This window comes from Ruegeria sp. CK3, from assembly GCF_056536565.1.
Genome location: NZ_JBQFPV010000001.1, coordinates 48,672 through 74,995, shown reverse-complemented (window position 1 = coordinate 74,995; position 26,324 = coordinate 48,672). Strand labels below are relative to the sequence as shown.

Here is a 26,324-nt window from a genome sequence, read left to right as displayed (position 1 = left end):
ACGGCGTATCATGCGCCGCACTGATCGACTGTTCGATATCATCCAGATCCTGCGCGACGGCAAACTGCACCGCGCGCAGGACATCGCGGACCGGCTCGAGGTGTCGGTCCGTACGATCTATCGCGATATGGACACATTGGTCGCCTCGGGTGTTCCCGTCGAAGGCGAACGCGGCGTGGGTTACATGGTTCGCGAGCAGATCACTCTTCCCCCACTCAACCTAACCACAGCCGAGCTTGAGGCACTGAACCTCGGGATGGCCATCGTCGCCGAAGCAGCTGACCCGGACCTGAAAGCCGCAGCCGAGTCTCTGGCGGAAAAGATTGACGCTGTCCTGCCCACGCAGGTCGTGGCCGAGGCCGATACTTGGAAATTCGCAGTCTACCCCTTCGCCGATGCCGCGCGCGGATTGGCACATATGGCCCCGCTCCGCGCCGCCATCAAAACCCGCCAGAAACTGCACCTGTCCTACCGCCGCATCGACGGCGCACTAACCGAACGCACCATCCGCCCCCTCCATATGGAGTATTGGGGCCGCGTCTGGACCCTCACCGCATGGTGCGAGCTGCGCAACGGCTTTCGCGTTTTCCGCATTGACCTGATCGAAACCGTCACCCCCCTGCCCGAGCTATTCACAGACGAGCCAGGAAAACGCCTAAGCGACTTCGATCCACACGGGTGATCCGCCCTTCATCTGGCTAAAAATATCCCCGCCGGAGGCATGGCTCGGAACGGGCCATTCTGGTCACCTGAGATAAGGCTCAGGATCAACCGACTCGAACCCTTTGCGGACCTCGAAATGCACATAAGCATTGTCTCCGCCGCGCAGTTCCGCCAGTTTCTGCCCCCGCCGCACGCGATCACCTTTCTTGACGGTGATATCCTCGACATTGGCATAAACTGTCAGCAAGTCATTGTTATGCTTAACAACAATGATCGGCACCTGATCGGCATCAGCGGTAATCGCCGCCACTGTGCCTGCCTCGGCTGCAGTGACCGACGTGCCCGGAGCGGCCGCGATATCGATGCCTTCGTTCTTACCCTTGTCATAGGTCCGGATAATGTTGCCCGCGACTGGCAAGGACAGCGCGGAATTGCCCGAACTTCTGGTGGGCGCTTCGGCTGTGACATCCGGCGCCTCGGGCGCCTTAGCCAGTGGCGCGACCTGTTCATCCGGTAGCGGCTGGGTGGCACTCGGCGGTGTCGGTGTCGGAGAACCCTGCCCCGGCTGCGTCACCTCGGTCGCAGCGACCGGAGCCGCTGCCGCCGCCTGACGCGGCGCGGCCTGGTTCTTGACCGGAATCAGCAGATACTGCCCCTCACGAATGGCGAAATCCGGTCCCAAGCCGTTCCACTCTCCCAGAGCTTCAACCGGCACCTGATAGAGGCGCGAGATGGTAAAGGCCGTCTCGCCCCGCTTCACCTTGTGGCGCACCGGCTCTGGACCGGAAGCGACCGGCGCAGGCGTTAGCGCCGGTTCGACCGGCTTCAGCACCGTTGTCTGCACCCCGCCCGTATCCGGGGCCTGATCAATCGCGTTTCCAGCGATTGAGGCAATATCCACACCGCTTGATGCCCCTACGGATCGCGGCAAGGCCAGAACTTCACCCTCGCGCAGCGTGTCGGTTGTCTGCAAGCCGTTGAACCGCGACAGCTCACCTTCCGGCAGGCCGACCCGAGCCGCCACATCGCGCACTGTATCGCCCCGGCGCGCCACGGCTACCTGATAATTCGGATAAGTGATCACCCCGCGCGCATCGGGCGCAGGGCGGCTGGTGGTTGCGGATTGCGCCGCATCCGTGGTGGAAAACCCTCCGAGTTGTCCGCGCAGGTCGTAGTCCAACGGCCCTTCGCACCCGGCCAGAATGGCCAGAGCCGCAACTCCGGTCGCACAACGGCGCATCGTTGATTTGGTAACTGCTCTCATGACTTTTGTCCTCAACACCTGCCCCTGTTATCCGGGGTTCCGGCGATCCATTCCAAAAAAACCTGTTACGTCTCGTCCTTGCCAAGCCCTTCGAGCAGCGGCACGAACCGAACCGACGTCAATTCATCATAGTCCAAACCGGTCTCGGTGCGCGTCACCTTGATCAACTGCTGCACCGCATCCGACTGCCCGACGGGTAACACCATGATACCCCCGATTTTCAGCTGCGCCAAGAGCGGGCCTGGCGGGTCCTCGGCTGCTGCGGTCACGATGATCCGATCAAAGGGGGCCTGCTCCGGCAAACCGAACGAGCCATCCGACAGCATCGACGTGACATTGGTCAGCCCCAGTTCGGCAAACAGCTTGCCGGTCTCGCTGACAAGCCGCCTGTGCCGTTCAACCGTGTAAACGCGACGCGCCAGTTTCGCGAGGATCGCCGCCTGATACCCCGACCCGGTCCCGATCTCGAGAACAGTGTCACGCGGACGCACATCCAGTGCCTGTGTCATCAACCCCACCACCGAGGGCTGGCTGATCGTCTGACCGCAAGCGATGGGCAGCGGCATATCCTCGTAAGCGCGGTCGGCGAACAGACCGGTGACGAAGCGCCCTCGGTCGACCGCCTCCATCGCGGCCAGGACACGCGCATCGGTCACACCCCGCTTACGCAGGGCAAACAGGAACTGCATGACGGTTTCTGGGTCCAGTCCACTCATTCGATCGACTTCAATGCCTCTAGCGTGTCATGCGCGGTCAGATCCGCGCGCATCGGCGTGACCGAGATATAGCCTTCCAGATTGACCGCCGCGTCCGTGCCGGGCGCGGTCGGGTTGTGCTGGTATCCGCCCTTGATCCACAGAAACCGCCGCCCCGAGGGCGAGCTGTGCGGCTCGACCGAGAAATGCGTATCGCGGCGGAACCCTTGCGGGGCTACGCGGGTACCCAGAACCTCGTCGGCGGGAACGGGCGGGAAATTCACATTGTAGAACAGGCGGTAATCGCCTTGCTCTTCAGGGGTCGCGTCCAGAATGCGGCGCACAAGATCGGCGCCAAAGCGACTGGCGGTCTCGAACGGATCCTCTAACCCCAGATTGCGTGGGCCGAAATACTGTGACAAGGCAATGGCCGGCACACCTTGCAAAGCGGCCTCCATCGCGCCGCCAATGGTGCCGGAATAGAGAGTATTTTCCGCCGAGTTGTTGCCACGGTTCACGCCAGACAACACCAGATCAGGCGGGCAGTCTTTCATCACGTCATGCAAACCCGCCAAAACACAATCAGCCGGAGAACCTTCGGCCGCAAATCGCCGCTCATCCAGTTTGGCGACCATCATGGGATGGGTGTAGCTTATGCAGTGGCCGACACCGGATTGCTCGAATGCTGGGGCCACGACCCAGACTTCACCGTCAGGTCCGGACAGATCCTCTGCAATCGCCTGAAGCGTGATCAGCCCCGGCGCATTGATGCCGTCATCATTGGTAATCAGAATACGCATGACCGTCCCACCCCGCGTTTCGCCCTTGATAGACCCGACCCCGCGTTGCGGCAAGCAATGCAGGCCCGCAATCTGCGGCTTTCGCGCACCACTTGCGGGGAAATTGCGCTCTACCTAGGGAAAACGAAACAGCGGTCGCGTCGGATTGTCAGCCACATCGCCCGCCCGGGTGCGGGGACAAACACGTTCGGAACCGTCGCCTTCAGGATCGAGCCGTCGTAGTCCATCCGAAACTCGACCAGGCTTTCATTGCCCAGGAACCGGGCCCGCTCAACCATGCCACGCGCGGCGACGCCATCTGTGGCAGTGGGTAAAGGCCCTTTGCCATTTCGGTCGAAATCCAACCGGAGGTGTTGGGGGCGGAAAACGATCTCGACATCGGTACCGTCCGGAAAGCCCGGTGCCAGGAATTGTCCGAACGGGGTCTCGGCCAAGGCACCATTCACTTGCGCCTGCAACACGTTGATATCACTAAAGAATGCGACGGCTGCCTTGTCCGCTGGCCGCGTGTAGACGTTGTAGGGCGCACCTTGCTGCACGATCTTGCCGCCCCGCATGAGGGCGATCTCGTCTGCCATGCGCATGGCCTCTTCCGGCTCATGGGTGACCAGCAGAACGGCGGCGTCTTCCTCTTTCAAGATAGCCAGCGTTTCGTCCCGGATACCATCGCGCAAACGGTTGTCGAGGCCCGAGAACGGCTCGTCCATCAACATGATCCGGGGGCGCGGTGCCAGAGCGCGCGCCAAAGCCACCCTCTGCTGTTCTCCACCGGACAGTTGATGCGGGAACCCGTCGATGAACCGCATCAGATCGACTTTGGTTAGCAGTTCCTCGACCCGCGCACGTTTCAGGTCCTTGCTGCCCTTCAGGCCGAAACTCACGTTGTCAGCCACACTGAGATGCGGGAACAGGGCAAAATCCTGAAACATCAACCCAATCTCGCGGCGTTCAGGCGGGACACGGAACACCGTGTCGCAGATCAGCTTGCCGTCGACATAGATCTGCCCTTCGTCCTGCATCTCGACCCCGGCGATCATCCGCAAGGTTGTGGATTTGCCGCAGCCGGACGGCCCAAGCAGGCAGGTCACCCGCCCCGCCTCGACCGTCAGCGAGACGTCATCCACCACAACCCGGCCTTCGAACCGGCGGATCATATTGCGAATTTCCAAACGAGGAGGAGGTGTGTTGCCTGTCACAGATGGGTCCTGTTGCCTTTCCCGATCAATTCCATCGGGCTTGAGCGGGGATAGCAACCCCGCCCGTCCGGCGCAAGGGATCAGCTATTCCGCAAGCAGCTCGAAATCGACACCGGCGCGGATTTTTCCGTTCACCTGAACCTCAAGCCGATGCGCACCCGGCACCAGTTTGAACGTGGTCGCATTGCCTTTGAGCTTGTGGCGTTTGTCCAAACGCAACGCGCCGTTTTTCAGAGCGGCCTGTTTCAGCTTGTGAACCTTTGCTGAGGTTTTTCCGTTAGGGCGTTGAAAGTGAATGATATAATCCACCAAAACTGGTTGATCAGCAGTCCCTTTCAAATCGACTGAGAACGCCAAAGCGCTATTAATCCGGGCCTCGCCCTCAACAGAAATGATTGCAGTGACATCCGCATCCGGGTCATAGCCCAGCATCTTCATCGCCCCCGGATGCCCCGCCTTCGCAAGCCCACGCAGGGTGTGAGAGATCATCCACTCAAGCTCTGCCTCGTCCTGCTCACCCGCCTCGCGCCAGCGCTGCAGGCATTCCAAAACCAGATCCGGGTTCTTTTTGGTAATATCGTTCAGATGGTTCGCAACCGAGCGCGTCACATAGCGTGTTTTGTCCCGATGCAGACCATCCAGCAAAGGCAAGGGATCGGTCAGCGCAAGACCCACCGCCTGCCCCCATGGCAGGCGGGGCCGTGTGCCCTCGCTGACCAGACGGCGCACATGATAGCTGTCGTGCTTGCTCCAAAGTTGCATTCGCGCCAAGACCAGATTGGGATGGCTGTTCAGGAACGGACGGATCGCCCACTCCATCGAAAAGCGTTGAGTCAGCTCCTCCAGAACATCCAACGCCAGCTCTGGATGCTCGGCCCCAACTGCGACAACCCAATCCCCAAGTGGCGCGAAGATGAAATCGCCAAAATCATCATCTGTCTTGCTGGGATCCAATGGCGGCGGCAAGGCGCGCAGGATCAACGGCGCGACCGCTTGCAAATTGCCCGGAAAGAACTGCTGTAGGCAATCAGCGATCCAGGCCATTCTCTCTTTCAGTTCCAAGTCCAACAGGCGAGACACGACCTGCGCTTCGAACGCTTCGGCGTCGAATTCCGGGTCCGCCGACTGGAACAAACCCGCCAGATAGCGGGTCTTTTCCATGTTGAACAATTGATCCTTCAGAGAGAAATTCTGTGCCATTCCTAAATCGTCAAATTGGTTGCGCCGCCGTCCAGCAGGATGTTCTGCCCAACGATAAAGCCCGCATGTTGAGAACACAGGAAAGCGCAGGCCGCGCCGAACTCTTGACGTGTGCCATAGCGACGCGCCGGGATCGTGGCGGACCGGGCCGCGCGGGCCTCATCCAGAGAAATGCCCTGTTGATTGGACACACCGGTATCCAGCGACAAGGCGCGGTCGGTGTCATGAATCCCCGGAAGCAGGTTGTTGATCGTCACACCTTGCGGGGCGACCTGACGCGCCGTTCCGGCCACATAGCCGGTCAGCCCGGTGCGCGCAGCATTCGAAAGACCCAGAGCCGGGATCGGAGCGCGCACGGATTGCGAGGTGATATTCACCACCCGCCCCCAACCTTTGTCCATCATCCCCGGCAACAGGGCCTTCATGAAAGCGATCGGCGTAAGCATGTTGGAATCCAGTGCCTTGATGAAATCCTCACGATCCCAGTCCGACCACAAACCCGGAGGCGGCCCGCCCGCATTTGTGACCAGAATATCAACACCTTGCGCGGCCTCGATCACTTGCGCCTGACCTTCGGCTGAGGTCACATCGCAGGGCACCGTCTCAACCGCGACGCCATGGTCTGCACGCAACCGCGCCGCTTCAGCTTCAAGTGCCTCAGCACCGCGCGCATTCATCACCAGATCAACGCCTGCTTCAGCCAACGCCTCGGCACAGCCCAGCCCAAGCCCTTTGCTGCTCGCACAAACCAACGCACGCTTGCCGCGAATTCCAAGATCCATTCTGATCCCCTCTGTCTGTTGTTGCCCGCATGTCTAACACCAGCCAGACAGAGAAGACCAGAATTCAACAGGCCTTAGTAGAAGAACTCTTCCCTCACAATTTTGCCATCGGCCACGTGGTAGACACCCACTTCGCTCATATCGAAATTCTCGCCGCTTTCTATGAACTTGCCCTTGATCTCGAAAATCACGGCAAAGCGGTCGTCGCCATGTAGCATCGGATCACTGACCGAGACATGGCTGACCTCTGTCGCGCTGTCCCACCATTCATGTTTGCCGCGAATGGCATCCAGACCCTGAACCTCACGCCCCATGCCAACGTCATCCACCGCCTCGGCCGAGACAGCATCCGCGGCATAGAGTTTACCCAAATTTTCAGCGGTCCGGTTTTCGCGGCAACCGGCCACAAGCTCGTTAGCAATCTCTTTCAATTCCATTGGTTCACTCCCATAATTTGTTCACTATATGTTCTCTTTGCCACAGCTTGCCGATTCGAACCAGTCCGTTTGTCTTGCTTCGGCGGGTTTCCCCGCCTATACGCGCGCTCATGCTTGATACCGCCTCGAACCAACCCGTATTGCCGCCCGAGATCGCTCGTCGTCGGACATTCGCCATCATCTCGCACCCGGACGCGGGGAAAACGACGCTGACCGAGAAGTTCCTTCTTTATGGGGGTGCGATCCAGATGGCTGGTCAGGTGCGCGCGAAGGGTGAGGCGCGGCGCACGCGGTCGGACTTCATGCAAATGGAGAAGGACCGAGGGATTTCGGTATCCGCCTCGGCGATGTCGTTCGACTATGGGGACTTCCGGTTCAATCTTGTCGACACACCCGGCCACAGCGATTTCTCGGAAGATACCTATCGCACGCTGACTGCGGTGGATGCCGCCGTTATGGTGATCGACGGAGCGAAAGGTGTGGAAAGCCAGACGCAGAAACTGTTCGAGGTCTGCCGCCTGCGCGATCTGCCGATCCTGACCTTCTGTAACAAGATGGACCGCGAAAGCCGCGATACGTTCGAGATCATCGACGAAATTCAGGAAATGCTTGCCATCGATGTCACGCCTGCCGCATGGCCGATTGGCGTAGGCCGCGATTTTATCGGCTGTTATGACATGCTGCGCGACCGGCTGGAACTGATGGACCGCGCCGACCGCAACAAAGTGGCTGAAAGTATCCAGATCGAAGGTTTGGACGACCCCAAACTGGCTGAACACGTGCCCGATCACCTGCTAGAGAAACTGCTGGAAGAGGTCGAAATGGCGCGTGAATTGCTGCCTGCCCTCGATCCGCAAGCGGTTCTGGAAGGCCACATGACCCCGATCTGGTTTGGCTCAGCGATCAACTCGTTTGGCGTGAAAGAACTGATGGAGGGCATCGGCGCCTATGGCCCGCAGCCGCAGATCCAATCGGCTGAGCCCCGCCAGATCTCCCCGGACGAAAAGAAGGTCGCCGGGTTTGTCTTCAAGGTTCAGGCCAATATGGACCCCAAGCACCGCGACCGGGTGGCCTTTGTGCGTATGGCCTCGGGGCATTTCAAACGCGGCATGAAGCTGACCCACGTGCGGTCGAAAAAGCCGATGGCGATTTCGAATCCGGTTCTGTTTTTGGCCTCCGACCGGGAACTGGCCGAGGAAGCCTGGGCCGGCGATATCATCGGTATCCCGAACCACGGCCAGCTGCGCATTGGCGATACGCTGACCGAGGGCGAGGCGATCCGCGTGACCGGTATTCCGTCTTTTGCGCCGGAACTGCTGCAAACCGTGCGTCCGGGCGATCCTATGAAGGCCAAGCATCTGGAAAAGGCGCTCATGCAGTTTGCCGAAGAAGGCGCGGCCAAAGTGTTTAAACCCTCGATCGGCTCGGGCTTTATCGTGGGCGTCGTCGGCGCGTTGCAGTTTGAAGTGCTCGCCAGCCGGATTGAAATGGAATATGGCCTGCCCGTGCGGTTTGAGGCGTCTCAATTCACCTCGGCCCGCTGGGTCAGCGGTGAGAAGGCCGAGGTCGAAAAATTCGTCAACGCCAACAAACAGCACATCGCTCATGACCACGACGGCGACATTGTCTATCTGACCCGTCTGCAATGGGATATCGACCGGGTCGTACGTGACTATCCGGCGCTGAACCTGACGGCCACAAAAGAGATGATGGTGTGATCCTACTGCCTGATTGCACAGCCAATCCCGGCTGTGCAATTCTGCCCGCATGAGCGATGACGACCTGACCTTTCCCGGCGGCCTGCCCGACATGCTGGAGATCCTAGAAAACAGGCGCGCGCCTTTTGTGTTCGGCCCCCGCCCCCTACCCGATTTGGACGTCGATCTGGATGCACTGGCGCAGCAGATCGTGCCGGAACGCGCGACCCTCGCCCCCGAAAGCGACGATGCCACCGCGTGGGACCAGAAGCGCGCCAAGATCGCCACCGAGTTCGTGGGCAATTCGGAACTGGCCTTCCTGAACGCCCAGCTGATCGCCAATCTGCGCAAACGCTCCTACCCGCGTCACACGCCCGCTTTGTTCCGGCGGCTCTGGGCCGAGCAATCCCCGCATCTGCTCAAGGCACTCGATCTGCGCTGGCTCGTCTCCTCGGTGCAGACCTTTGCCGATCACGGCGACACCCCGACTCAGCGCGAGGTCGGTCAGGCACTGCGGATGCTGTTCGGGCTAATGAAGCTCTATGAGTTCGAGCGGTTGTTCTCCAAACGCGGGCCGGAGGAAACCCATTGGTTTCGCGGCAAAAGCACCGATCCGCTGCCGTTGCAGATGCAGTCTTTCTCACTGGAGCGCGGCGGGCTCGCCGTGTCACTGATCGCGCCGATCTGGACCAAGGCGCTGACCGATCCGACCATCGCGCCGCTGGCGGATCACCTGATGACCGAGTTGAACAAAGACCCCGGAACCGTCTTTCGCCGCTTGAAAAAGATGCGCGAACGCCGTCTCGCCCGGATGCAGCGCCGATGACCACATGGGGTGTTGTCTCCATGGTGCGAGGGCCCGCGCAGGATATCCTTCGGTTTGCGGCCCATCACCTCGATCTGGGGGCCGACCGGCTATACCTCTATCTAGATGAGCCCAACCCCGAAGCGCAGCACCAGTTGGAGCAGCACCCGAAGGTACAGGTGACACTCTGCGATGACGCCTTCTGGCTAAGCCGGAAACGGACGCGGCCGGGCAAGCATCAGGTGCGCCAATCCACTCATGCCAGCTATACCTATCGCAAAACCGATCTGGATTGGCTGGCCCATATTGATGTGGATGAGTTCCTGTGGGCGGACGCCCCCATCCCGGAGCTGCTGGATACCGTGCCCGCAGATACCCCCGCCGCTCGGATCCGCCCGATCGAGGCCATTGCGGGGGCCGAGGACCTGTACAAAGCGCATATCCCCAAAAGCCCGGACCGTGAGGCTTTGGTGCAGGCGCTTTATCCCACTTATGGCGCCCATGTGCTGGGAGGGTTCCTCAGCCATGTGCAGGGCAAATTGATCGTGCGCACGGGTCTGAAAAAGTTAAGTTTTCGCATTCACAACCTGTTTCAGGACAAGACCCTCCTGCCCTGCAAATTCGAACTACCGGGGCTGGAGTTGTGCCACCATCACGCGCCGAGTTGGGAGCATTGGTTCAAGCACTACCGTTTCCGGATGGAGCGTGGCTCGTACAAACCCGGCATGTCCCCGAACCTGCCCCGCGATCAAGGCGGCTTGAACAAGAACGAGCTTTTCAGTCAGATCGAATCCGCCCGTGGTCTTGATGGGCTGCGCGCGTTTTACGATGAACTCAGCGCCGCTGACCCGGACGTCCGTGCTCGTCTTGAGGCACATGATCAGATCCGGCACCGCCCGTTGCATCTGGATGAAAAAGTGGCGAAACACTTCCCCGGAAGCTGCTGAATTGTTGCAAAAAATGCCATTTCCAGCCGATTGACCCCGTCGGGATTTCAGTTCATTTGACCCCGCCCCACGTTTTTGTTATGTCCCGCCTCAAGCCGAAACGCGCATGGTGCGCATGGTCAGATTGACCCGGCATGACGCAGACGCGCGGGCCAGGTCAAGTGTCCGCAATAATCGGACATACATGACAAAGTTTACCGAACTGAACCTGAACCCGAAGGTCCTCAAAGCCATTGAGGAAGCCGGATACGAAACCCCCACTCCAATCCAGGAAGGCGCGATTCCACCAGCGCTTGAAGGGCGCGACGTATTGGGCATTGCCCAGACCGGCACCGGGAAAACCGCAAGCTTCACGCTGCCAATGATCACATTGCTGGCCCGTGGCCGCGCCCGTGCGCGGATGCCGCGTTCGCTGGTTCTGTGCCCGACGCGGGAATTGGCCGCGCAGGTGGCTGAGAATTTCGACACCTACACCAAGCATCTGAAACTGACCAAAGCGCTGCTGATCGGCGGTGTCAGCTTCAAAGAGCAAGAGGCACTGATCGACCGCGGCGTAGACGTTCTGATCGCCACGCCGGGCCGTCTTCTGGACCATTTCGAACGCGGTAAGCTGTTGCTGACCGGTGTGCAGATCATGGTCGTGGATGAAGCCGACCGGATGCTGGATATGGGCTTCATCCCCGATATCGAGCGCATCTTCTCGCTGACGCCCTTCACGCGCCAGACGCTGTTCTTCTCGGCCACCATGGCCTCGGAGATTGAGCGCATTACCGACACCTTCCTGTCCGCCCCCGCGCGGATTGAGGTCGCCCGTCAGGCCACCGCGTCCGAGACGATTGAACAAGGCGTGGTGATGTTTAAAGGCGGTCGCCGGGATCGTGAAGCCAGCGGCAAGCGCAAGGTTCTGCGCGCGTTGATCGACGCCGAAGGTGACAAATGCACCAACGCGATCATCTTCTGCAACCGCAAGACGGATGTTGATATCTGTGCGAAATCGCTGAAGAAATACGGCTATAACGCCGCCGCGATCCATGGCGATCTGGACCAGTCGCAGCGGATGAAAACGCTGGACGGGTTCCGCGATGGCTCACTGCGCCTGCTGGTGGCATCAGATGTGGCGGCGCGCGGTCTTGATATCCCGTCGGTTAGCCATGTGTTCAACTTCGACGTGCCCGGCCATGCCGAGGACTATGTGCACCGCATCGGCCGTACAGGCCGTGCCGGACGCGAAGGCAAGGCCGTGACGATCTGCTCGGGTCGTGACGAAAAGGCTCTGGATGCGATTGAAAAGCTGATCCAGAAGGAAATTCCGCGCCTCGACAACCCGGTCAAGGAAGAACCAAAGCCCGAGAAGCCGAAAGCCGAGAAACCCGCCAAAGCAGCGGAAGGCAAGCGTAGCGAAGGCAAGAAAGAGCGCGAGCCCCGCGAACACAAAGGTCGCGGTCGTGGCCGCAAGGACGATCATGGCCCGGCCGTTGTCGGCATGGGCGATCATCTGCCCAGCTTCATCGCTCTCAGCTTTGATGAACGTCGCGCGGGCTAATCACCCAGGCGCTTAGATCGACAGCACCAGCGCCAGAATCGACGCACCCAGCAACAGCATCCCGGCGATCTCGCGCCGGGTGATGGTCTCACGGAAAAACAGGGTCGAGGCAAGCAGGCTGAGCAATAACTCAACCTGTCCCAGTGCTTTGACATAGGCCGCGTTCTGCAAGGTGAAGGCGAAGAACCAGCAGAACGAACCGCAGAGACTGGTCAGGCCAACGAACACTCCGGTTCGGCGCGTATTCCACACCGCGCGCAACTCGGCCCGGTCGCGCCACAGCAGCCAGATCCCCATGCTGACGAACTGAAACGTGACCACTGCGGCCAGCGTGACCAACGCGCGAAACCACGCGTCGATATCGCCCAGTTCAAGCGAGGCTCCGCGATAGCTGACGGAGGAGAAGGCGAATAACACCCCCGAGCCCAACCCAAGTCGCGAGGCGCGATTGGTCAGATGCTGCCACCACGCCCCGTCCCCTCCGGGTGTTTTAGACAAAAGCAGCACCGCCAGCAGCCCCACGACAATCGCCCCCAACGCCCCAGTCGAGACCTGATCGCCCAGCACCACAAATCCAACGATCGCGGTTTGGATGACTTCGGTTTTCTTGAAGGTGATACCGACGGCAAAGTTGCGCTGCTTGAACAGGGCGATCACACAGATCGTCGCAAGAATCTGCGAGATGCCGCCGATGGTAGCGAACACCCAGAACCGTGCGGACAACTCGGGCAGGCTCAAGCCGGTGACCTGCAACGCGACGACCAGCCCCACCAGAGCCAGCGGCAAGGAATAGGCAAAGCGTGCAAAGGTTGCCCCCGCCGCAGACAGTTTCACGCTGCTCAGCGATTTTTGCAGCATGAACCGGACCGTCTGAAAACTGGCGGCGGCGATGGTGATTGGAATCCATAAACTCATGAACTCCGTTCTGTCCGTAAATCAGGGTTTTGGCCAGAGCGGATGCGGTACCGGGTCCTTCGCGCGCCAGAAATACGCCCTGAAGATCTCGGCATAAGACGCGTGGACGTAGGCTTCGTTACAGTCCTGATACCGCTCTTTCCCCGATTGATAGAGCGCGGGTAGTTCGTACCAAGCGGCCGATGGGTTCATGTGATGAACTACGTGCAGGTTGTTGTTCAGAAACAAGAAAGCCAGAATACCGCGATCTTCGACGATCACCGTGCGGGCGCGCGATTTCTCATGCGCTCGGTGTTCAAGGAAGGTCCGGATCTTCACAAGACCCAACCCAATATAGGCCGACATGACATAGGCCCAAATCGGCATGGAGGAATGCGCGACGACCCACAGAACCACCGCAACTCCGGGGATATGCAGCGCCCATGCAAGCGCGACTGAGCGGTCTCCACGGATCAGGCTGCTCCATTCATCACGCAGAAACATAACCTGCCCAATCGCAGGCCCTAACACCATGCGCCCGAGCAGGGTGTTGTTGGCGGCAAGCAGCCTCTTTTGCCATCCAGACAGCTGCGCCCAGACCTTTGGGTCATGGTAGTTGCTTTCGGGGTCATCATAGGGATCTGTCAGGTTCGAATCCTGATGATGCGCAAGGTGTAGGTCACGAAATCGGTTAAACGGAATGAACAGGGTCAATGGCAGGGCCATCAACGCCTCGTTCAACCATTTCGTGCGAAACGGATGTCCGTGCAACGCCTCATGCGTCAACGAGGAATGAAGGGCGGCAATCGCACCCATCATCGGGATCGCGAGCCACAGGCTCCAACCTACCACGTAGAAAGTGGCAATCAACCAGGCGGTGTAACATGCGGCGATCAGGGCTAATGTGCCCCATTCGGGCGTTTCAGCTTTCCCCATGACGCCCCCATGAGATTCCCGCCCAGACCCGCTCATAGACAATGTAAAGCGTCAGACCGATGGCGGTATTGACCAGCGCCACCACGCCGCCCACGGCAACTGACCCGGTGGCGATCAGGCCCACCAGAGTCATCATCACCAACCCCATCACATTCCAAATGAGTGCTTTCACGACAGATCTTCGTCGCGTTTCCATTCCGGACCCCGTTTTTTGTTGTTATCACAAAAGCGTTACTCAACGGGCGGCGTGTTGGGAATTCTGAATATGATTAACAAAAATCATCAGAAGTGATATTTATCTTCTTATGATAGATAAAATCGACAAACGAGTTCGCGCTGTGCAGTTTCGCCAGCGACTTTCCCGCGCGATGGAGGACACAGGTGTTAGCCAAAGCGCCCTCGCCCGACATATCGGCGTCGACCGCTCGACCGTATCACAGTTGCTCACCGATGAGGGCGCCCGCCTACCCAACGCCCATGTGGTCGGCAGTTGCGCCTCTGCTCTGGGCGTCTCAGCAGATTGGCTGTTAAGCCTGTCGGACCGCCCCGAAAGCGCCGCGGAACTGCTGGCGAGCTCTCTGACAATGACCGAGGCCCCCCGCGCCCTTGTCGATGAGCGTATTTTCCAATGGCATCAAGAGGCTGCGGGCTACAAAATCCGCTATGTACCCGCGACCCTGCCCGATATGCTCAAGACCCGGGCGATCCTCGAATGGGAATACGCCCCGCATTTGGGCCGCACAGCAGATCAAGCGATTGGCGCGTCCGAGGATCGCCTGTCCTGGATGCGCAGCGCCCAGTCGGACTATGAGATTGCCATGCCCCTATATGAGATCCGCAGCTTCGCCCTCGGCACCGGCTACTACGAGGGGCTGCCTTTGCCAGTCCGTCTGGAACAGATCGACCACCTTCTGGACCTCAGCGAGCAGCACTATCCCCGCCTGCGCATCTATCTGTTCGATGCCAAACGCCTGTATTCCGCACCTGTCACGATCTTCGGGCCCCTTCTATGCGTCTTCTATGCGGGCAGTCACTACATGGCCTTCCGCGACCGCGACCGGATCGAGGTATTCAGCCGACATTTCGACACCCTGATCCGCGAGGCTGAAATGACCGCCCGCCGTTTTCCTGAATACCTGCGCGGGTTGCGGGCCGAGATAACAAAGGGCTGACGCCTCAAACGTGCGGTTTTTCAGATCCTGTTGTATAGTGACACGACGAACGCGCAGACACTCTACGGAGGATGATCAGAATGGACGCACTACAAACCGCTCAATATGCACGCGCCCTCTATTCCGCGCACGGCGACCGGGCAGAGGCAGAAGCCGCTCAGAAGATGCGCGAATGTGAGGCCGCGGGAAACACGCAAGAGGCCAAAGATTGGCAGGCCGTCCGCCGCACAATCCGCCAGATCCGAGGCCCGAATCAAGGCTGACACCTAGCTCCACGCGCTTGTCGCGCCATCAAAAACGACACGCTCCGCCCACCCGGTCAGCGGGCCGATTCCGCTGGCCAGCAGATCAAAACACGGTGCCCGGCCCTGTCTGATGGGCGGGCTCCTAACAATGGAATACCTGCCGTTTTCCGGGCAAAAACGTTTTCCCCAAGTTATACCCAGCTTTGAGTAAAGTTTTCCCCAGGCTTCTCCCCGGATTCCGATTTGCGCAACCGACGCCTCTGGCGCAGCCTTGTGGGAACACTTGTCAGAATGCGAATCGAACTTGATGAAATCCGCAAAAAACATACTGCAACCGGAACATCGCGCCCTGAAAACAGCGCTGTTGGTACTGGATGAGTGCAGCACGCTCAGCTTCGCCTCGGCCGTGGATCCGATGCGCGCCGCCAACCGTTTGGCCGATCGTCCGGCCTTTGATTGGGACTACGTGACCCCAACGGACGCGCCAGTCATGCTGACCAGTGCGCTCACCGTTCCCGGCATACCGCTGGCCCGTCTGCAAAGCTGCGACCTGATGATTGTCGTTGCCGGATTTCAAATGGCCCGCCAAGCAACCCCCAGCCTGATCGCGGGATTGCGGCGCATCGCAGCTACGGGTGCCACCATGGCCGGCATAGACGGAGGGCCTTGGCTGCTGGCCGAGGCTGGTATGCTCGATGGTCACACCGCAACCACCCATTGGGACGATCTTGACAGTTTCGCGAGCCGCTTTCCAAAGGTCGATGTTCAGGCAAACCGTTTCGCAATCTCCGAAAACCGTCTGACCTCGGGCGGCGCGATCCCCGCGGTCGAGATGATGCTGCACATCATCGCCGCGCGCCATGGTGCTGGTTTTGCCGCACGTGTCTCGAACCAGTTCCTGTACGAAGGCGCTCCGGCCCAAACCAGAACAGACACGCCCAAAGCGAACCACCACTCAGCGCTGACGTCCAAAGCGAATAGCCTGATGGAGGCCGCGCTCGACGATCCGCTGCCACTAGCCCATATCGCCGACAGATTGGGCACCAGCCCCCGCACCCTGCAACAGCAATTCCGCCTGCGCCTGAACACCACGCCGCAGGACCACTACCTGCAACTGCGCATGGCCGAGGCCCGCCGTTTGGTTACCGATACCGACATGTCGCTGATGGACGTGGCTCAGGCCACCGGGTTCACCTCGCAATCCAGCTTCGCCCGCGCCTTCCGCACGGCCCACGGTTTGTCGGCCCGTGACCTCAGACAAGATAGTGCCCACCCCACCCATCACTGACCGGATCCACTCCAACTGGCCAAAAATATCCCGGGGGAGGCGCGGCACGCGCGGCGGGGGCAGCGCCCCCTAGATCGCTTCGAGAAAAACCCGAAACGTACTAATACGGCATCGGATGCGCTTTGTGCGCCGCCTCGATCTCTGCCAGAACTTCATCAGACAAGCGCAGATCGACGCCGGACAGGATATGCTCCAACTGCGCCACTGTCGTTGCGCCAAAGATGGCGGACATCATGAACGGGCGGGTCCGGCACCAAGCCAGCGCCATGAGCGTCGGGTCCAGCCCATGCCGCGCAGCGATCTGCAAATAGACGTCAACGGCATTAAAAACCCGCTCGGACTTGCGCCCCCCCAGTTCAGGCGTCAGTGACATGCGCGAGGCTTCGGGAATGGCTCCGCCCTGATATTTACCGGTCAGCAACCCCGTTCCCAAAGGCGAGAACGCCATCAGGCCCACGTCTTCGTGAACGCTCAATTCGGCCATGTCCGTATCAAACAGTCGGCACAGCAGCGAATATTCGTTCTGAACCGACGCCACCCGCGGGGCGCCCATCTGCTCGGACAAGCGCAGCCATTGCGCCGTCCCCCAGGCACTTTCATTGGACAATCCAAAGGCCCGGATAATGCCCTTGTCGACCTGAACCTGAAGCGCCTCCAGACACTCCTGCATATTCTCCAGCACTTCATCGGTGTTGTGCCCCTTCGGAGAGAACGTCCAGTTTTGCCGGAACATATAGCTGCCGCGATTGGGCCAGTGAAACTGATAGAGGTCGATATAGTCGGTCTTCAAACGCTTCAGTGAGCCCTCGATGGCCTCAGGGATCGTCTGAGCGGTGATCGGCGCGCCGTCGCGGACAAAGCGAAGCCCCTCACCCGAGTGTTTGGTGGCCAGAACATAATCCCCCCGGCGCGCAGCATTGGCCGCATTCCAGTTGCCAAGGATTTCCTCGGTCCGGCCAATCGTCTCTTTGGCGACCGGATTGACCGGGTACATCTCGGCGGCATCGACAAAATTGATCCCGGCTGCCAGCGCCACGTCCATCTGCGTATGCGCGTCGGCTTCCGAGGTTTGCGATCCGAATGTCATCGTCCCAAGACATAGATCAGACACCATGATCCCGGTGCGGCCCAAAGGCTTCATTTCCATTTGTCGCTCTCCTGATTTCCGCAACAGCCGCGCGCTAGGCTTCGGCTTTCTTTTCCCAACGGCCCGATTCCTCGGACCAGTATTGCGCTGAACATCCCGCGCCAGTCAGCGCTTTCCATTGGCCGCGCGCATGTTGAACGGCCTCCATGTCATTGCCGTCGAACAGAATGCAGACCCGGTCCAATGCGGCAACCTCATCCGGGTCAATCACGGCCCCGTCCACCGCCATCACGCAACTGGCATCATTTGAGGCCTGCATGTCCAACGTCAGCAGGATCGGTTGCATCGCATCATGCGGCCCACCGGCCCGTCCATGCGGCAGGAACCCGTCCTCGGGTCCCAGCCACAGTTTTTCATCCAGCCAGTCCAGCCGGGCAGGATCAGTCCCCCGCACGGCAATCTTCCACCCGGCCTGCCGCGCCTTATCCAGCAGGACCGGCAAAGTATGCTCCAGCGGCTGACGGGTCAGGTGATAGAAATAGACGGCCCCCATGATTTACTCGAAATTGTCCTGCACAAAGCGGCTCAGCGCGCGAACGCCCCAGCCTGTGGCGCCTTTGGGGGCATAAGATGTCTCAGCCGCAACCGAGGCGACACCAGCGATGTCGAGGTGAATCCAAGGTGTCTCTTCCTTGACGAAGCGTTGCAGGAACTGAGCCGCCGTGATCGAGCCTGCAGGCCGTCCGCCGACATTCTTCATGTCGGCGATACGTGACTTCAACTGCTTGTCATAGGCCGCGCCCAACGGCAGCCGCCATGCGCCTTCGTCCTCGGCCTTGGCCGATTTCAGGAAGGCATCACAGAAGGTGTCATTGTTCGAGAAGACACCTGCATTCTCATGGCCAAGTCCGATGATGACCGCCCCGGTCAGGGTCGCCAGATCAATCATACCGACCGGCGAGAACCTTTCCTGCGCGTACCACATCACATCGCATAGAACCAAACGGCCCTCAGCGTCGGTGTTGATGATCTCGACCGTGTCGCCCTTCATTGACTTTACCACGTCGCCCGGACGGGTGGCATTGCCCGAGGGCATATTCTCGACCAGCCCCACAAGACCGACCACATTGGCCTTTGCCTTGCGCTTGGCCAGCGCCCGCATGGCGCCGGCCACAACGCCTGCACCGCCCATGTCCATGGTCATATCTTCCATGCCACCCGCCGGTTTCAGCGAGATCCCTCCGGTGTCGAACACAACGCCCTTGCCGACCAAAGCCAGAGGCGCATCACCCTTGTCGCCCCCATTCCATTGCATCACGACCACTTTCGACGGGCTGACCGAGCCTTGCCCAACGCTCAGCAGCGTGCGCATGCCCAGTTCGGCCAGCTTGTCTTCCTCCAGCACCTCGACCTCGAGGCCCAGCGATTTCATCTCGTCCAGACGGTCGGCGAATTCGGTGGTGGTCAGGATGTTTGCAGGCTCATTCGTCAAGTCGCGGGTCATCCGCACACCGTCGGCAACCGCATACATTGGGGCGAAGGCCGCCGCGGCCTCATCATGCTTGCTGTGGCTGATCGTGACCGAACCTGCCGCATCGCTATCCTTGGTCTTATGGACGTCGAAATCGTAGCTTCGCAAAGCGACGCCCATCGCCAGATCTTCCACGCGCACCTGATTGCCCGCCATCAACAACAGGTCTTTTCCACCGGCCAATTTTGCCAATGCAGCACCCGCTTTGCGCGCCTCATCCGCTTCGGGGCGGCGCGGCAGGACCACAATATCCAACGCTTGCGCGGCCATACCCACCGGCCACGCCAGCGAGATCACATCCCCGGTTTTCACCTTTTCGAACCGATCGCTTTCCATCAACCGAGCAACCGCTCCACGGGTCAGTTTGTTGGCACGCCGCACGGCTGGGCTCATCTTGCCATCGGCGGGAATGATGATTGCCACGCGCCCTTCTGCCTGCGCCATAGCATCCACGTCAAAAGCCTCAAAACGGATTGGTACCAGACTGCTCATAGCAAACTCCTCAAAATCTGTTCCCCAAGACCTAGCCCGCGCTGCGCGGCTTGACCAGATAGCAGTTTTCCCCGCCCGCCATTTGCATTAAGGTCCTGCAAAAATAAACGGCAGGCTCGGGGGAGATCTAAGTGGCACCAAACGGCAGGCATTCGCTGTCGCGCATGATGACATGCATTGGCGATCCGGGCGTGAACCCCTGCGTTTCAAGCCCTGAGAGGGTCTTTCCGTGATCCTCGACCGCTACTTCGCGCGCCGCTTTCTTCAAAGCTTTGTGGTCATCGGCGGCATCTTTCTGACCCTGATGATTCTGATCGACTTGATCGAACAGCTGCGCCGCTTTGACGACTATGACCTGACGGTCGGCCAATTGCTGGGCCTGACACTGCTCAACACCCCAGCCGCGATCAGCGAGATGCTGCCCCTGCTGATTATCCTATCCACCATCGCGCTGTTCGTTGGGCTGGCGCGCACATCAGAACTTGTGGTGACCCGCGCCGCCGGACGTTCGGGCCTGCGGGCGCTGGTGGCCCCCGTCACCCTGGCCCTGATGATTGGCATTCTGGCCGTTGCTTTGCTGAACCCGATCGCCGCCGCGACGTCGGAAGAGTTCGAGCGTCTATCGGATGCCTATCGCGACGATGGCAGCTCTGCCCTGTCGATCAGCCGCGAGGGGCTGTGGTTGCGTCAAAGCTCGGACAATGGCCAATCGGTGATCCACGCCAAGGGTACATCGAACGGGGATACTCTGGGTCTTGACGATGTGACCATCATCACCTTCTCGGGCGGCGGCAAGCCAAACCAGCAGATCGTGGCCGAACGAGCTGAGCTGACCAACGGAACCTGGGTTTTAACCGACGCAAAACTCTGGCCGCTGCGGGACGACCTCAACCCCGAAACAAACGCTGTTTCGCATGAACGTCTTGAGCTGCCGACCACACTGACGCGGGAACGCATTCTGGATACGCTGGGTAAGCAGGACTCGGTCTCGGTCTATGATCTGCCCAAGTTGATCCGAGATTTGGGTGAGGCCGGGTTTTCGACCAAGCAATATGAGGTCTGGTTGCATGTCCAACTTGCCCGGCCCCTGTTTCTGGTTGCCATGGTCCTGATCGGAGCGGCCTTCACCATGCGTCATGTGCGCTTTGGTGGAACCGGTGTAGCGGTGCTGACGGCTGTTCTGTTGGGCTTTGCGATCTATTTCGTGCGCAACTTCGCGCAGATTCTTGGCGAAAACGGTCAGCTTCCGATCTACGTCGCCGCCTGGGCACCACCCTTTGCAGCGATCCTACTCTCGCTTGGCCTGTTGCTGCACGCGGAGGACGGCTGATGCGGCGTATTCTACCGTTTGCAGCGACCAGCCTGCTGGCCCTGACCCTGCCCCATGGCCTGGCCGCGCAGAATCTGTCCGATCCGACCGTCACCCAAAGTCCGGCCCAAGAGGAAGAACCGGCGCTGCTTGTGGCCGACAAGATCTTTATCACGCCCGAACGCAAACTTGTGGCCGAAGGCAATGTCGAGGCGTTTCAGGGCAACGTCAAACTCAGCGCTAATCGCATCGTCTATGACCGCGAAACCGGAGAGCTAACGCTGGATGGCCCCGTCCGCATTGATCAGGGTGGGCAAACGACCGTACTGGCGGAGTCGGCGCAGCTGGACAACGGGCTTCAGAATGGCCTGCTGGTAGGCGCGCGGATGGTGTTCGAGCAGCAGGTACAAATTGCATCCGTTCAGGCCCGCCGCGCCGGAGGGCGCTACACGCAATTCAGCAAGATCGCCGCAACCTCGTGCCATGTCTGCACCGATGGGCGTCCGCCTCTGTGGCAGATCCGGGCGCGTAAGGTTACGCATGACTCGGTAGAGCGGCAGCTTTACTTTGAAGGAGCGCAGCTGCGGGTGCTGGACGTTCCCGTTTTCTACTTCCCCTATCTGCGCCTGCCCGACCCGACGCTGGAGCGTGCGACCGGTTTTCTGGTGCCGTCCATTCGCACCACCTCGCAGCTCGGAACCGGGGTGCAGGTGCCTTATTTCTTTAAAATTGGCGACCACAAGGACCTGACCCTGACGCCTTATCTATCGTCCAAAACCACGACGCTTGGCTATCGCTATCGACAGGCTTTCGTGAATGGTCGGATCGAGATCAACGGCGCGCAGACCCGGGACGACATACAACCGGATCAGGATCGCGGTTATCTGTTCGCCGAAGGCTGGTTCGACTTTAAAAACGACTATCGCTTTACTTTCGATCTGCAGACGACCTCGGATGATTCCTATCTGGCCGACTACGGCTTGCCCGATTTGGACCGCCTCCGCAGCGAAGTCGCGCTGGAACGGATCAAGCGCGACACGGCGTTCCGGACCAGCTTCATCCACTACAAGACCCTGCGTGACAGCGAAGATCAGGATGAAATCCCCTCGCGCATTTTCGATCTGAACTTCCAAAAGCGCTATTTCCCAACCTCCGTCGGCGGAGAGGTTCGGATAAACGTCATCGCCCACGCGCATGAGCGCACCAGCGATGAGGACGTGGTCGGACGCGACGTGGCGCGCACAACATTTGATGCCGAATGGCTTCGAAGTTGGACCTTTGCCACCGGATTGCGGGCTGATGCGTTGTTCGGTGCCTCCATTGACGCGTTCAACATCCGCCACGACAGCAATTTCCCCACGCAGGCCACCCGGACAACCCCTCGCGCGGCTCTGACTTTGCGCTATCCGATGACACGCCGCGAAAAATCCGGGGCGACGCAGTTTCTGGAACCCATCGTTCAGTTCGGCTGGACCAATGTTTCCGACAATGACGTGCCGATCGACGAAAGCACGTTTCAGGAATTCGACGAGGGCAACCTACTGTCTCTGTCGCGCTTTCCGGCAGAGGATCGCCGCGAGGATGGCGCAACCGCCGCTGTCGGCGTCAACTGGGCGCGCTATGGTCGCGGAGGCTGGCAGGCGCTTGCCACGGTGGGCCAAGTCTTTCGTACGGATGCCGATCCGGATTTCACTCTGACTTCGGGACTGCAGGGCACATCGTCCGATATCCTGCTGGCCGGTCAGCTCAAAACCGCCAATGGCTGGTCTTTGGCCGGGCGCGGAATTCTCAACGGTGACCTGAGCTTTGCCAAGGCCGAGCTGCGTGGAGAGTGGGCGAAAGAAGGTTCAGCCTTCACCGGCAGCTATATCTGGCTGGAACCCGACCCGGCTGAAAACATCGAAGAGGAGGTCTCTGAGATCTGGCTGCGCGGGCGCTATCAGGTCGACCAGAACTGGCTGACACGGGCCGAGGCCCGCTACGACCTGAACGAATCCGAACCCATTCGCCTAGGCCTCGGTGTGACCTACCAGAATGAATGCGTTCGGGTTAACATGTCCGTAAGGCGGCGCTTTACTTCAACATCAACTATTGAGCCTTCGACCGAATTCGGCTTTACCGTATCGTTGACAGGATACGCCCTCGAAGGCGCTGGTAACACTTACAAGAGAACATGCAGTTGATATCAACTTTCTCACGGTTTCTTCGTTCCGCTTCGATCCGGCTGGTGCTACCGGCCCTGGCCGCTACGATTCTGACCTTCACCGCGCCCCATACGTTTGCGCAAAGCCTGTTTTCGCCGGCGATCCGGGTCAATCAGGACGTGGTCACTTGGTATGAGTTGGAGCAACGTCAGCAATTCATCAACGCACTGGGTATCTCTGGCGGATCCGAGGCCGAAGTCCGGCAAGCACTGATTGATGACCGCTTGCGCAAACAAGCCGTGCGCGAAGCCGGGATCGAGGTCCCGCCCGAGGCGATTCAGGCCGGCGTCGATGAATTTGCGGCCCGAGGGCGCCTCAGCACCGAACAGTTCCTGCAACTGCTGGCCAACGAAGGCGTCGATCCGGAAACAGTCCGCGATTTCGTCGCCGATCAGCTAACATGGCGCAATTATATCAGCGCGCGTTTTCTGTCTCAGGCCAACCCCTCCGAGGAAGAGATCAACCGCGCTCTGGGTCAGGGCGGCGGTGGCGGACTTCAGGTCTTGTTGTCTGAAATCATCATTCCTGTAAACCAGCAGACCCTCGCCCAGACCGAGCTTCTCGCTGAAGAAATCGCCAATCTCGAAGGCTTTGACGCGTTTTCGGCTGCGGCTGCGCAATACTCGGCTGCAGAAACCCGCAGCAATGGCGGCCGGCTCGACTGGCTGAACCTGGCCGGTCTACCCCCAGCACTGCAGCCCGTGGTTCTTGGCTTGAAGAATGGTGAGATCACTAGTCCGATCGCCCTACCCAACGCCATCGCTCTGTTCCAGATGCGCGGCCTGCGTGAGGTTGCAACCGGCACGCCCTCTTACTCCAAAATCGACTACGCCATCTATTACATGGCCGGCGGCCGTAGCGCCGAAACACTGGCCGCCGCCGCGAAACTTCGCGAAGAGATCGACACCTGTGATGACCTATACGGCATCGCGCAGGAGCAACCGGCCGAAGTGCTGGAGCGTGTCGACGCCGCTCCCTCAGAGATCCCGCGCGACATTGCGGTCGAGCTGGCCAAGCTGGACCCGAACGACGTCTCGACCACGCTGACACGCAACAACGGCCAAACGCTGATGTTCCTGATGCTGTGCAACCGCACCCGCAATCTGGGCGAAAATACCTCTCGCGCGGATGTCGCGAATGCGCTGACGCAACAGCGCCTTCAAGCCTTTGCGGACAGCCTGCTGGAACAATTGCGCGCCGACGCCAGCATCATCGAGCAATGAGCGCGCCCATCGCGCTCAGCTGCGGCGATCCGGCGGGAATAGGACCCGAGATCGCCGCCAAAGCATGGGTGGAATTGCACGACACCTGCCCCTTTTTCTACATCGGCGACGTCGCGCACCTGCCATCAGACACACAGGCCCAGCTGATCAGCGATCCGGTCGAGGCCATCTCGGTTTCCCAAACCGCGCTACCGGTTTTGCAGCTGAACTTCCCAGCCCCCAACACGCCCGGCCAACCCGACCCGGCCAATGCGCCATCGGTCATTGATGCCATCGAACAGGGCGTTTCCCTTGTGCAATCCGGCGCGGCGTCGGCCCTGTGTACGGCCCCGATCCACAAAAAGGCGCTCATCGACGGAGCAGGTTTTTCTTACCCCGGCCATACCGAATTTCTGGCAGCGCTAGCGGGCCGTGAACGGGTGGTGATGATGCTGGCCAGCGATCAACTGCGCGTCGTGCCCGCGACCATTCACATCCCCCTCTCCCGTGTCCCGCAAGAGCTGACCCCGGCCCTGCTGCACGACACGATCGAGATCACCGCCACCGGCCTGCACTCTCAGTTCGGCATTGAGGTCCCGCGCATCGCCGTGGCTGGCCTGAACCCTCATGCCGGCGAAGGCGGCAAAATGGGAACCGAGGAACTGGACTGGATCGCCCCGATGCTGGCAAACCTGCAGCCCGAGGGCTACAGCGTCACCGGCCCGCATCCCGCCGACACCATGTTCCACGCCGCCGCGCGCAGCCGCTATGATGCGGCCATCGCGATGTATCACGATCAAGCCCTGATCCCGATCAAAACGCTGGATTTCGACCGGGGCGTGAATGTCACCCTCGGCCTGCCCTTCATCCGCACCTCGCCAGATCACGGCACCGCGCTGGATATCGCAGGGCAAGGCATCGCCAACCCAACCAGCCTGATCGAAGCGCTGAAACTCGCGCAGAAGATGACACAAAGCGCTTGATCCTTCACCTGGCTGGAAATATCCCCGCCGGAGGCAAAAAATCTCTGGCGCTAACCACCCCAAACGCGTCACGGTAACCGGATCATGAGCGCTATCGACACCCTCCCTCCGCTGCGCGAAGTCATCGCGACCCACCAGCTGTCCGCCCGCAAATCGCTGGGCCAGAACTTTCTGCTGGACCTGAACCTGACCGCCAAGATCGCGCGTCAGGCCGGAGACCTCAGCGCCTGTGACGTTCTGGAAATCGGCCCCGGCCCCGGAGGGCTGACCCGTGGGCTGCTATCTGAGGGCGCGCGCAAGGTCGTGGCGGTGGAAAAAGACACCCGCTGCATCGCCGCTTTGAACGACATCGCTGCCGCCTATCCGGGCCAGTTGGAGGTCATCAACGGCGACGCGCTTGAGATCAACCCGCTGGAACACCTGACCCCGCCCATCCGCGTCGCTGCCAACCTGCCCTACAACGTCGGCACCGAGCTATTGGTGCGTTGGCTGACCCCGCCGGAATGGCCACCCTTCTGGCAAAGCCTGACGCTCATGTTCCAGCGCGAGGTGGCCGAACGCATCGTCGCCCAACCAGGAAGCAAAGCCTATGGTCGCCTTGCGATTCTGGCTCAATGGCGGGCCGAAGCGCGCATCGCCATGTCCCTGCCCCCCGGTGCGTTCACCCCACCACCGAAAGTCTCCAGCGCAGTGGTTCACCTGACCGCCCTGCCCGAGCCGCGCTATCCAGCCGACGCCAGCAACCTATCCCGCGTCGTCGCCGCCGCCTTCAATCAACGCCGCAAAATGCTGCGTGCCTCATTGAAAGGCGTTGCGCCTGATATCGAAGATCGCCTAATCGCAGCCGGCATCAAGCCCACCGAGCGGGCCGAGCAGGTCCCGCTTGAGGCCTTCTGCGCCCTCGCGCGCGAAGTCAACAAAACCTAGGCGCAACAAAAAAGCCCCGGATCAA

26 protein-coding genes are annotated in these 26,324 nt (G+C 60.1%); 13 read left to right on the top strand and 13 right to left on the bottom strand.

Annotated features, from left to right (window positions below; genetic code table 11):
• The first annotated feature begins 10 nt into the window (after positions 1-10).
• On the top strand, positions 11-682 hold the full coding sequence (locus ACR0C3_RS00420; protein WP_170373889.1) for a helix-turn-helix transcriptional regulator: 672 nt from the start codon (positions 11-13) through the stop codon (positions 680-682).
• Between the two features lie 63 nt (positions 683-745).
• Here the strand turns inward: ACR0C3_RS00420 and ACR0C3_RS00415 are convergent, their stop codons facing one another.
• The 7 genes from ACR0C3_RS00415 to ACR0C3_RS00385 form a co-directional block, all read right to left on the bottom strand.
• Positions 746-1,927 (bottom strand): peptidoglycan DD-metalloendopeptidase family protein, encoded by a 1,182-nt coding sequence (locus tag ACR0C3_RS00415; protein ID WP_480756609.1) that lies wholly within the window; start codon positions 1,925-1,927, stop codon positions 746-748.
• Between the two features lie 65 nt (positions 1,928-1,992).
• Complete coding sequence (locus ACR0C3_RS00410; RefSeq protein WP_170373891.1) at positions 1,993-2,643, bottom strand: protein-L-isoaspartate(D-aspartate) O-methyltransferase; 651 nt, start codon at positions 2,641-2,643, stop codon at positions 1,993-1,995.
• Complete coding sequence (gene surE / locus ACR0C3_RS00405; protein ID WP_480756607.1) at positions 2,640-3,422, bottom strand: 5'/3'-nucleotidase SurE; 783 nt, start codon at positions 3,420-3,422, stop codon at positions 2,640-2,642. The genes ACR0C3_RS00410 and surE overlap by 4 nt, the downstream gene beginning before the upstream one ends.
• Positions 3,423-3,532: 110 nt before the next feature.
• Positions 3,533-4,576 carry an ABC transporter ATP-binding protein gene (locus ACR0C3_RS00400; protein ID WP_480756606.1) on the bottom strand — a complete coding sequence of 348 codons (1,044 nt, stop codon included), beginning with the start codon at positions 4,574-4,576 and terminating at the stop codon, positions 3,533-3,535.
• Positions 4,577-4,702: 126 nt separating this feature from the next.
• Complete coding sequence (locus ACR0C3_RS00395; protein WP_480756605.1) at positions 4,703-5,818, bottom strand: hypothetical protein; 1,116 nt, start codon at positions 5,816-5,818, stop codon at positions 4,703-4,705.
• 2 nt (positions 5,819-5,820) lie between these two features.
• Positions 5,821-6,600 (bottom strand): SDR family oxidoreductase, encoded by a 780-nt coding sequence (locus tag ACR0C3_RS00390; protein WP_480756604.1) that lies wholly within the window; start codon positions 6,598-6,600, stop codon positions 5,821-5,823.
• Between the two features lie 74 nt (positions 6,601-6,674).
• Positions 6,675-7,037, bottom strand: a complete 363-nt coding sequence (locus ACR0C3_RS00385; protein ID WP_170373896.1) for a SnoaL-like domain-containing protein — start codon at positions 7,035-7,037, stop codon at positions 6,675-6,677.
• A gap of 110 nt (positions 7,038-7,147) precedes the next feature.
• Here ACR0C3_RS00385 and ACR0C3_RS00380 point away from each other — a divergent pair, with 110 nt between their 5' ends.
• The 4 genes from ACR0C3_RS00380 (at position 7,148) to ACR0C3_RS00365 (ending at position 12,029) form a co-directional block, all read left to right on the top strand.
• Positions 7,148-8,755, top strand: coding sequence for a peptide chain release factor 3 (locus tag ACR0C3_RS00380; protein ID WP_480756602.1), 1,608 nt, complete (start codon positions 7,148-7,150; stop codon positions 8,753-8,755).
• A gap of 49 nt (positions 8,756-8,804) precedes the next feature.
• Positions 8,805-9,560: a hypothetical protein gene (locus ACR0C3_RS00375; RefSeq protein WP_480756601.1), complete on the top strand. Its 756-nt coding sequence runs from the start codon at positions 8,805-8,807 to the stop codon at positions 9,558-9,560.
• Positions 9,557-10,486 (top strand): glycosyltransferase family 2 protein, encoded by a 930-nt coding sequence (locus ACR0C3_RS00370; RefSeq protein ID WP_480756599.1) that lies wholly within the window; start codon positions 9,557-9,559, stop codon positions 10,484-10,486. Before ACR0C3_RS00375 ends, ACR0C3_RS00370 begins: the two co-directional genes overlap by 4 nt.
• Before the next feature lie 184 nt (positions 10,487-10,670).
• Positions 10,671-12,029: a DEAD/DEAH box helicase gene (locus ACR0C3_RS00365; RefSeq protein WP_480756597.1), complete on the top strand. Its 1,359-nt coding sequence runs from the start codon at positions 10,671-10,673 to the stop codon at positions 12,027-12,029.
• Positions 12,030-12,041: 12 nt separating this feature from the next.
• On the opposite strand, the gene ACR0C3_RS00360 is transcribed toward ACR0C3_RS00365, so the two are convergent.
• The 3 genes from ACR0C3_RS00360 to ACR0C3_RS00350 are packed head-to-tail and all read right to left on the bottom strand — an operon-like array spanning position 12,042 to position 14,055.
• A complete protein-coding gene (locus ACR0C3_RS00360) occupies positions 12,042-12,944 on the bottom strand; it encodes an EamA family transporter (RefSeq protein ID WP_480756596.1) in 903 nt (300 codons plus the stop codon).
• A gap of 21 nt (positions 12,945-12,965) precedes the next feature.
• Complete coding sequence (locus ACR0C3_RS00355) at positions 12,966-13,859, bottom strand: fatty acid desaturase (RefSeq protein WP_480756594.1); 894 nt, start codon at positions 13,857-13,859, stop codon at positions 12,966-12,968.
• Entirely contained in the window at positions 13,846-14,055 is a 210-nt protein-coding gene (locus ACR0C3_RS00350; RefSeq protein WP_170486822.1) for a DUF2061 domain-containing protein, read from the bottom strand. The genes ACR0C3_RS00355 and ACR0C3_RS00350 overlap by 14 nt, the downstream gene beginning before the upstream one ends.
• Before the next feature lie 109 nt (positions 14,056-14,164).
• Here ACR0C3_RS00350 and ACR0C3_RS00345 point away from each other — a divergent pair, with 109 nt between their 5' ends.
• From ACR0C3_RS00345 to ACR0C3_RS00335, 3 genes are all read left to right on the top strand, one after another.
• Complete coding sequence (locus tag ACR0C3_RS00345; RefSeq protein ID WP_480756592.1) at positions 14,165-15,031, top strand: helix-turn-helix domain-containing protein; 867 nt, start codon at positions 14,165-14,167, stop codon at positions 15,029-15,031.
• A gap of 80 nt (positions 15,032-15,111) precedes the next feature.
• Positions 15,112-15,294: a hypothetical protein gene (locus ACR0C3_RS00340; protein WP_170373905.1), complete on the top strand. Its 183-nt coding sequence runs from the start codon at positions 15,112-15,114 to the stop codon at positions 15,292-15,294.
• Between the two features lie 289 nt (positions 15,295-15,583).
• Entirely contained in the window at positions 15,584-16,564 is a 981-nt protein-coding gene (locus tag ACR0C3_RS00335) for a GlxA family transcriptional regulator (protein ID WP_480756591.1), read from the top strand.
• Positions 16,565-16,664: 100 nt separating this feature from the next.
• Here the strand turns inward: ACR0C3_RS00335 and ACR0C3_RS00330 are convergent, their stop codons facing one another.
• From ACR0C3_RS00330 to ACR0C3_RS00320, 3 genes are read right to left on the bottom strand one after another with little or no spacing between them, the layout of a single operon-like run.
• Positions 16,665-17,711, bottom strand: coding sequence for an aldo/keto reductase (locus tag ACR0C3_RS00330; RefSeq protein ID WP_480756590.1), 1,047 nt, complete (start codon positions 17,709-17,711; stop codon positions 16,665-16,667).
• 34 nt (positions 17,712-17,745) lie between these two features.
• Positions 17,746-18,204: a DNA polymerase III subunit chi gene (locus ACR0C3_RS00325; protein ID WP_480756588.1), complete on the bottom strand. Its 459-nt coding sequence runs from the start codon at positions 18,202-18,204 to the stop codon at positions 17,746-17,748.
• Positions 18,205-18,207: 3 nt separating this feature from the next.
• A complete protein-coding gene (locus tag ACR0C3_RS00320; protein WP_480756586.1) occupies positions 18,208-19,674 on the bottom strand; it encodes a leucyl aminopeptidase in 1,467 nt (488 codons plus the stop codon).
• 229 nt (positions 19,675-19,903) lie between these two features.
• On the opposite strand from ACR0C3_RS00320, the gene lptG reads away from it, so the two are divergent.
• The 5 genes from lptG to rsmA all read left to right on the top strand — a co-directional run bounded on the left by lptG (position 19,904) and on the right by rsmA (position 26,299).
• Complete coding sequence (lptG, locus tag ACR0C3_RS00315; RefSeq protein ID WP_480756585.1) at positions 19,904-21,004, top strand: LPS export ABC transporter permease LptG; 1,101 nt, start codon at positions 19,904-19,906, stop codon at positions 21,002-21,004.
• On the top strand, positions 21,004-23,166 hold the full coding sequence (locus ACR0C3_RS00310; protein ID WP_480756584.1) for an LPS-assembly protein LptD: 2,163 nt from the start codon (positions 21,004-21,006) through the stop codon (positions 23,164-23,166). Before lptG ends, ACR0C3_RS00310 begins: the two co-directional genes overlap by 1 nt.
• The gene (locus ACR0C3_RS00305) at positions 23,157-24,410 is read left to right on the top strand and encodes a peptidylprolyl isomerase (protein ID WP_480756583.1); all 1,254 of its coding nucleotides are present in this window, start codon (positions 23,157-23,159) and stop codon (positions 24,408-24,410) included. The genes ACR0C3_RS00310 and ACR0C3_RS00305 overlap by 10 nt, the downstream gene beginning before the upstream one ends.
• Complete coding sequence (gene pdxA / locus ACR0C3_RS00300) at positions 24,407-25,372, top strand: 4-hydroxythreonine-4-phosphate dehydrogenase PdxA (RefSeq protein ID WP_480756582.1); 966 nt, start codon at positions 24,407-24,409, stop codon at positions 25,370-25,372. Before ACR0C3_RS00305 ends, pdxA begins: the two co-directional genes overlap by 4 nt.
• Before the next feature lie 84 nt (positions 25,373-25,456).
• A complete protein-coding gene (rsmA, locus tag ACR0C3_RS00295) occupies positions 25,457-26,299 on the top strand; it encodes a 16S rRNA (adenine(1518)-N(6)/adenine(1519)-N(6))-dimethyltransferase RsmA (protein WP_480756581.1) in 843 nt (280 codons plus the stop codon).
• Positions 26,300-26,324: the final 25 nt, after the last annotated feature.

What these genes read in the sequence shown, in the direction of transcription:
- ACR0C3_RS00420 (WP_170373889.1), top strand. Translation starts at nt 11, where the DNA reads ATGCGCCGCACTGATCGACTGTTCGATATCATCCAGATCCTGCGCGAC.
- ACR0C3_RS00415 (WP_480756609.1), bottom strand. Translation starts at nt 1,927, where the DNA reads ATGAGAGCAGTTACCAAATCAACGATGCGCCGTTGTGCGACCGGAGTT.
- ACR0C3_RS00410 (WP_170373891.1), bottom strand. Translation starts at nt 2,643, where the DNA reads ATGAGTGGACTGGACCCAGAAACCGTCATGCAGTTCCTGTTTGCCCTG.
- surE (WP_480756607.1), bottom strand. Translation starts at nt 3,422, where the DNA reads ATGCGTATTCTGATTACCAATGATGACGGCATCAATGCGCCGGGGCTG.
- ACR0C3_RS00400 (WP_480756606.1), bottom strand. Translation starts at nt 4,576, where the DNA reads ATGATCCGCCGGTTCGAAGGCCGGGTTGTGGTGGATGACGTCTCGCTG.
- ACR0C3_RS00395 (WP_480756605.1), bottom strand. Translation starts at nt 5,818, where the DNA reads ATGGCACAGAATTTCTCTCTGAAGGATCAATTGTTCAACATGGAAAAG.
- ACR0C3_RS00390 (WP_480756604.1), bottom strand. Translation starts at nt 6,600, where the DNA reads ATGGATCTTGGAATTCGCGGCAAGCGTGCGTTGGTTTGTGCGAGCAGC.
- ACR0C3_RS00385 (WP_170373896.1), bottom strand. Translation starts at nt 7,037, where the DNA reads ATGGAATTGAAAGAGATTGCTAACGAGCTTGTGGCCGGTTGCCGCGAA.
- ACR0C3_RS00380 (WP_480756602.1), top strand. Translation starts at nt 7,148, where the DNA reads ATGCTTGATACCGCCTCGAACCAACCCGTATTGCCGCCCGAGATCGCT.
- ACR0C3_RS00375 (WP_480756601.1), top strand. Translation starts at nt 8,805, where the DNA reads ATGAGCGATGACGACCTGACCTTTCCCGGCGGCCTGCCCGACATGCTG.
- ACR0C3_RS00370 (WP_480756599.1), top strand. Translation starts at nt 9,557, where the DNA reads ATGACCACATGGGGTGTTGTCTCCATGGTGCGAGGGCCCGCGCAGGAT.
- ACR0C3_RS00365 (WP_480756597.1), top strand. Translation starts at nt 10,671, where the DNA reads ATGACAAAGTTTACCGAACTGAACCTGAACCCGAAGGTCCTCAAAGCC.
- ACR0C3_RS00360 (WP_480756596.1), bottom strand. Translation starts at nt 12,944, where the DNA reads ATGAGTTTATGGATTCCAATCACCATCGCCGCCGCCAGTTTTCAGACG.
- ACR0C3_RS00355 (WP_480756594.1), bottom strand. Translation starts at nt 13,859, where the DNA reads ATGGGGAAAGCTGAAACGCCCGAATGGGGCACATTAGCCCTGATCGCC.
- ACR0C3_RS00350 (WP_170486822.1), bottom strand. Translation starts at nt 14,055, where the DNA reads ATGGAAACGCGACGAAGATCTGTCGTGAAAGCACTCATTTGGAATGTG.
- ACR0C3_RS00345 (WP_480756592.1), top strand. Translation starts at nt 14,165, where the DNA reads ATGATAGATAAAATCGACAAACGAGTTCGCGCTGTGCAGTTTCGCCAG.
- ACR0C3_RS00340 (WP_170373905.1), top strand. Translation starts at nt 15,112, where the DNA reads ATGGACGCACTACAAACCGCTCAATATGCACGCGCCCTCTATTCCGCG.
- ACR0C3_RS00335 (WP_480756591.1), top strand. Translation starts at nt 15,584, where the DNA reads ATGAAATCCGCAAAAAACATACTGCAACCGGAACATCGCGCCCTGAAA.
- ACR0C3_RS00330 (WP_480756590.1), bottom strand. Translation starts at nt 17,711, where the DNA reads ATGGAAATGAAGCCTTTGGGCCGCACCGGGATCATGGTGTCTGATCTA.
- ACR0C3_RS00325 (WP_480756588.1), bottom strand. Translation starts at nt 18,204, where the DNA reads ATGGGGGCCGTCTATTTCTATCACCTGACCCGTCAGCCGCTGGAGCAT.
- ACR0C3_RS00320 (WP_480756586.1), bottom strand. Translation starts at nt 19,674, where the DNA reads ATGAGCAGTCTGGTACCAATCCGTTTTGAGGCTTTTGACGTGGATGCT.
- ACR0C3_RS00310 (WP_480756584.1), top strand. Translation starts at nt 21,004, where the DNA reads ATGCGGCGTATTCTACCGTTTGCAGCGACCAGCCTGCTGGCCCTGACC.
- ACR0C3_RS00305 (WP_480756583.1), top strand. Translation starts at nt 23,157, where the DNA reads ATGCAGTTGATATCAACTTTCTCACGGTTTCTTCGTTCCGCTTCGATC.
- pdxA (WP_480756582.1), top strand. Translation starts at nt 24,407, where the DNA reads ATGAGCGCGCCCATCGCGCTCAGCTGCGGCGATCCGGCGGGAATAGGA.
- rsmA (WP_480756581.1), top strand. Translation starts at nt 25,457, where the DNA reads ATGAGCGCTATCGACACCCTCCCTCCGCTGCGCGAAGTCATCGCGACC.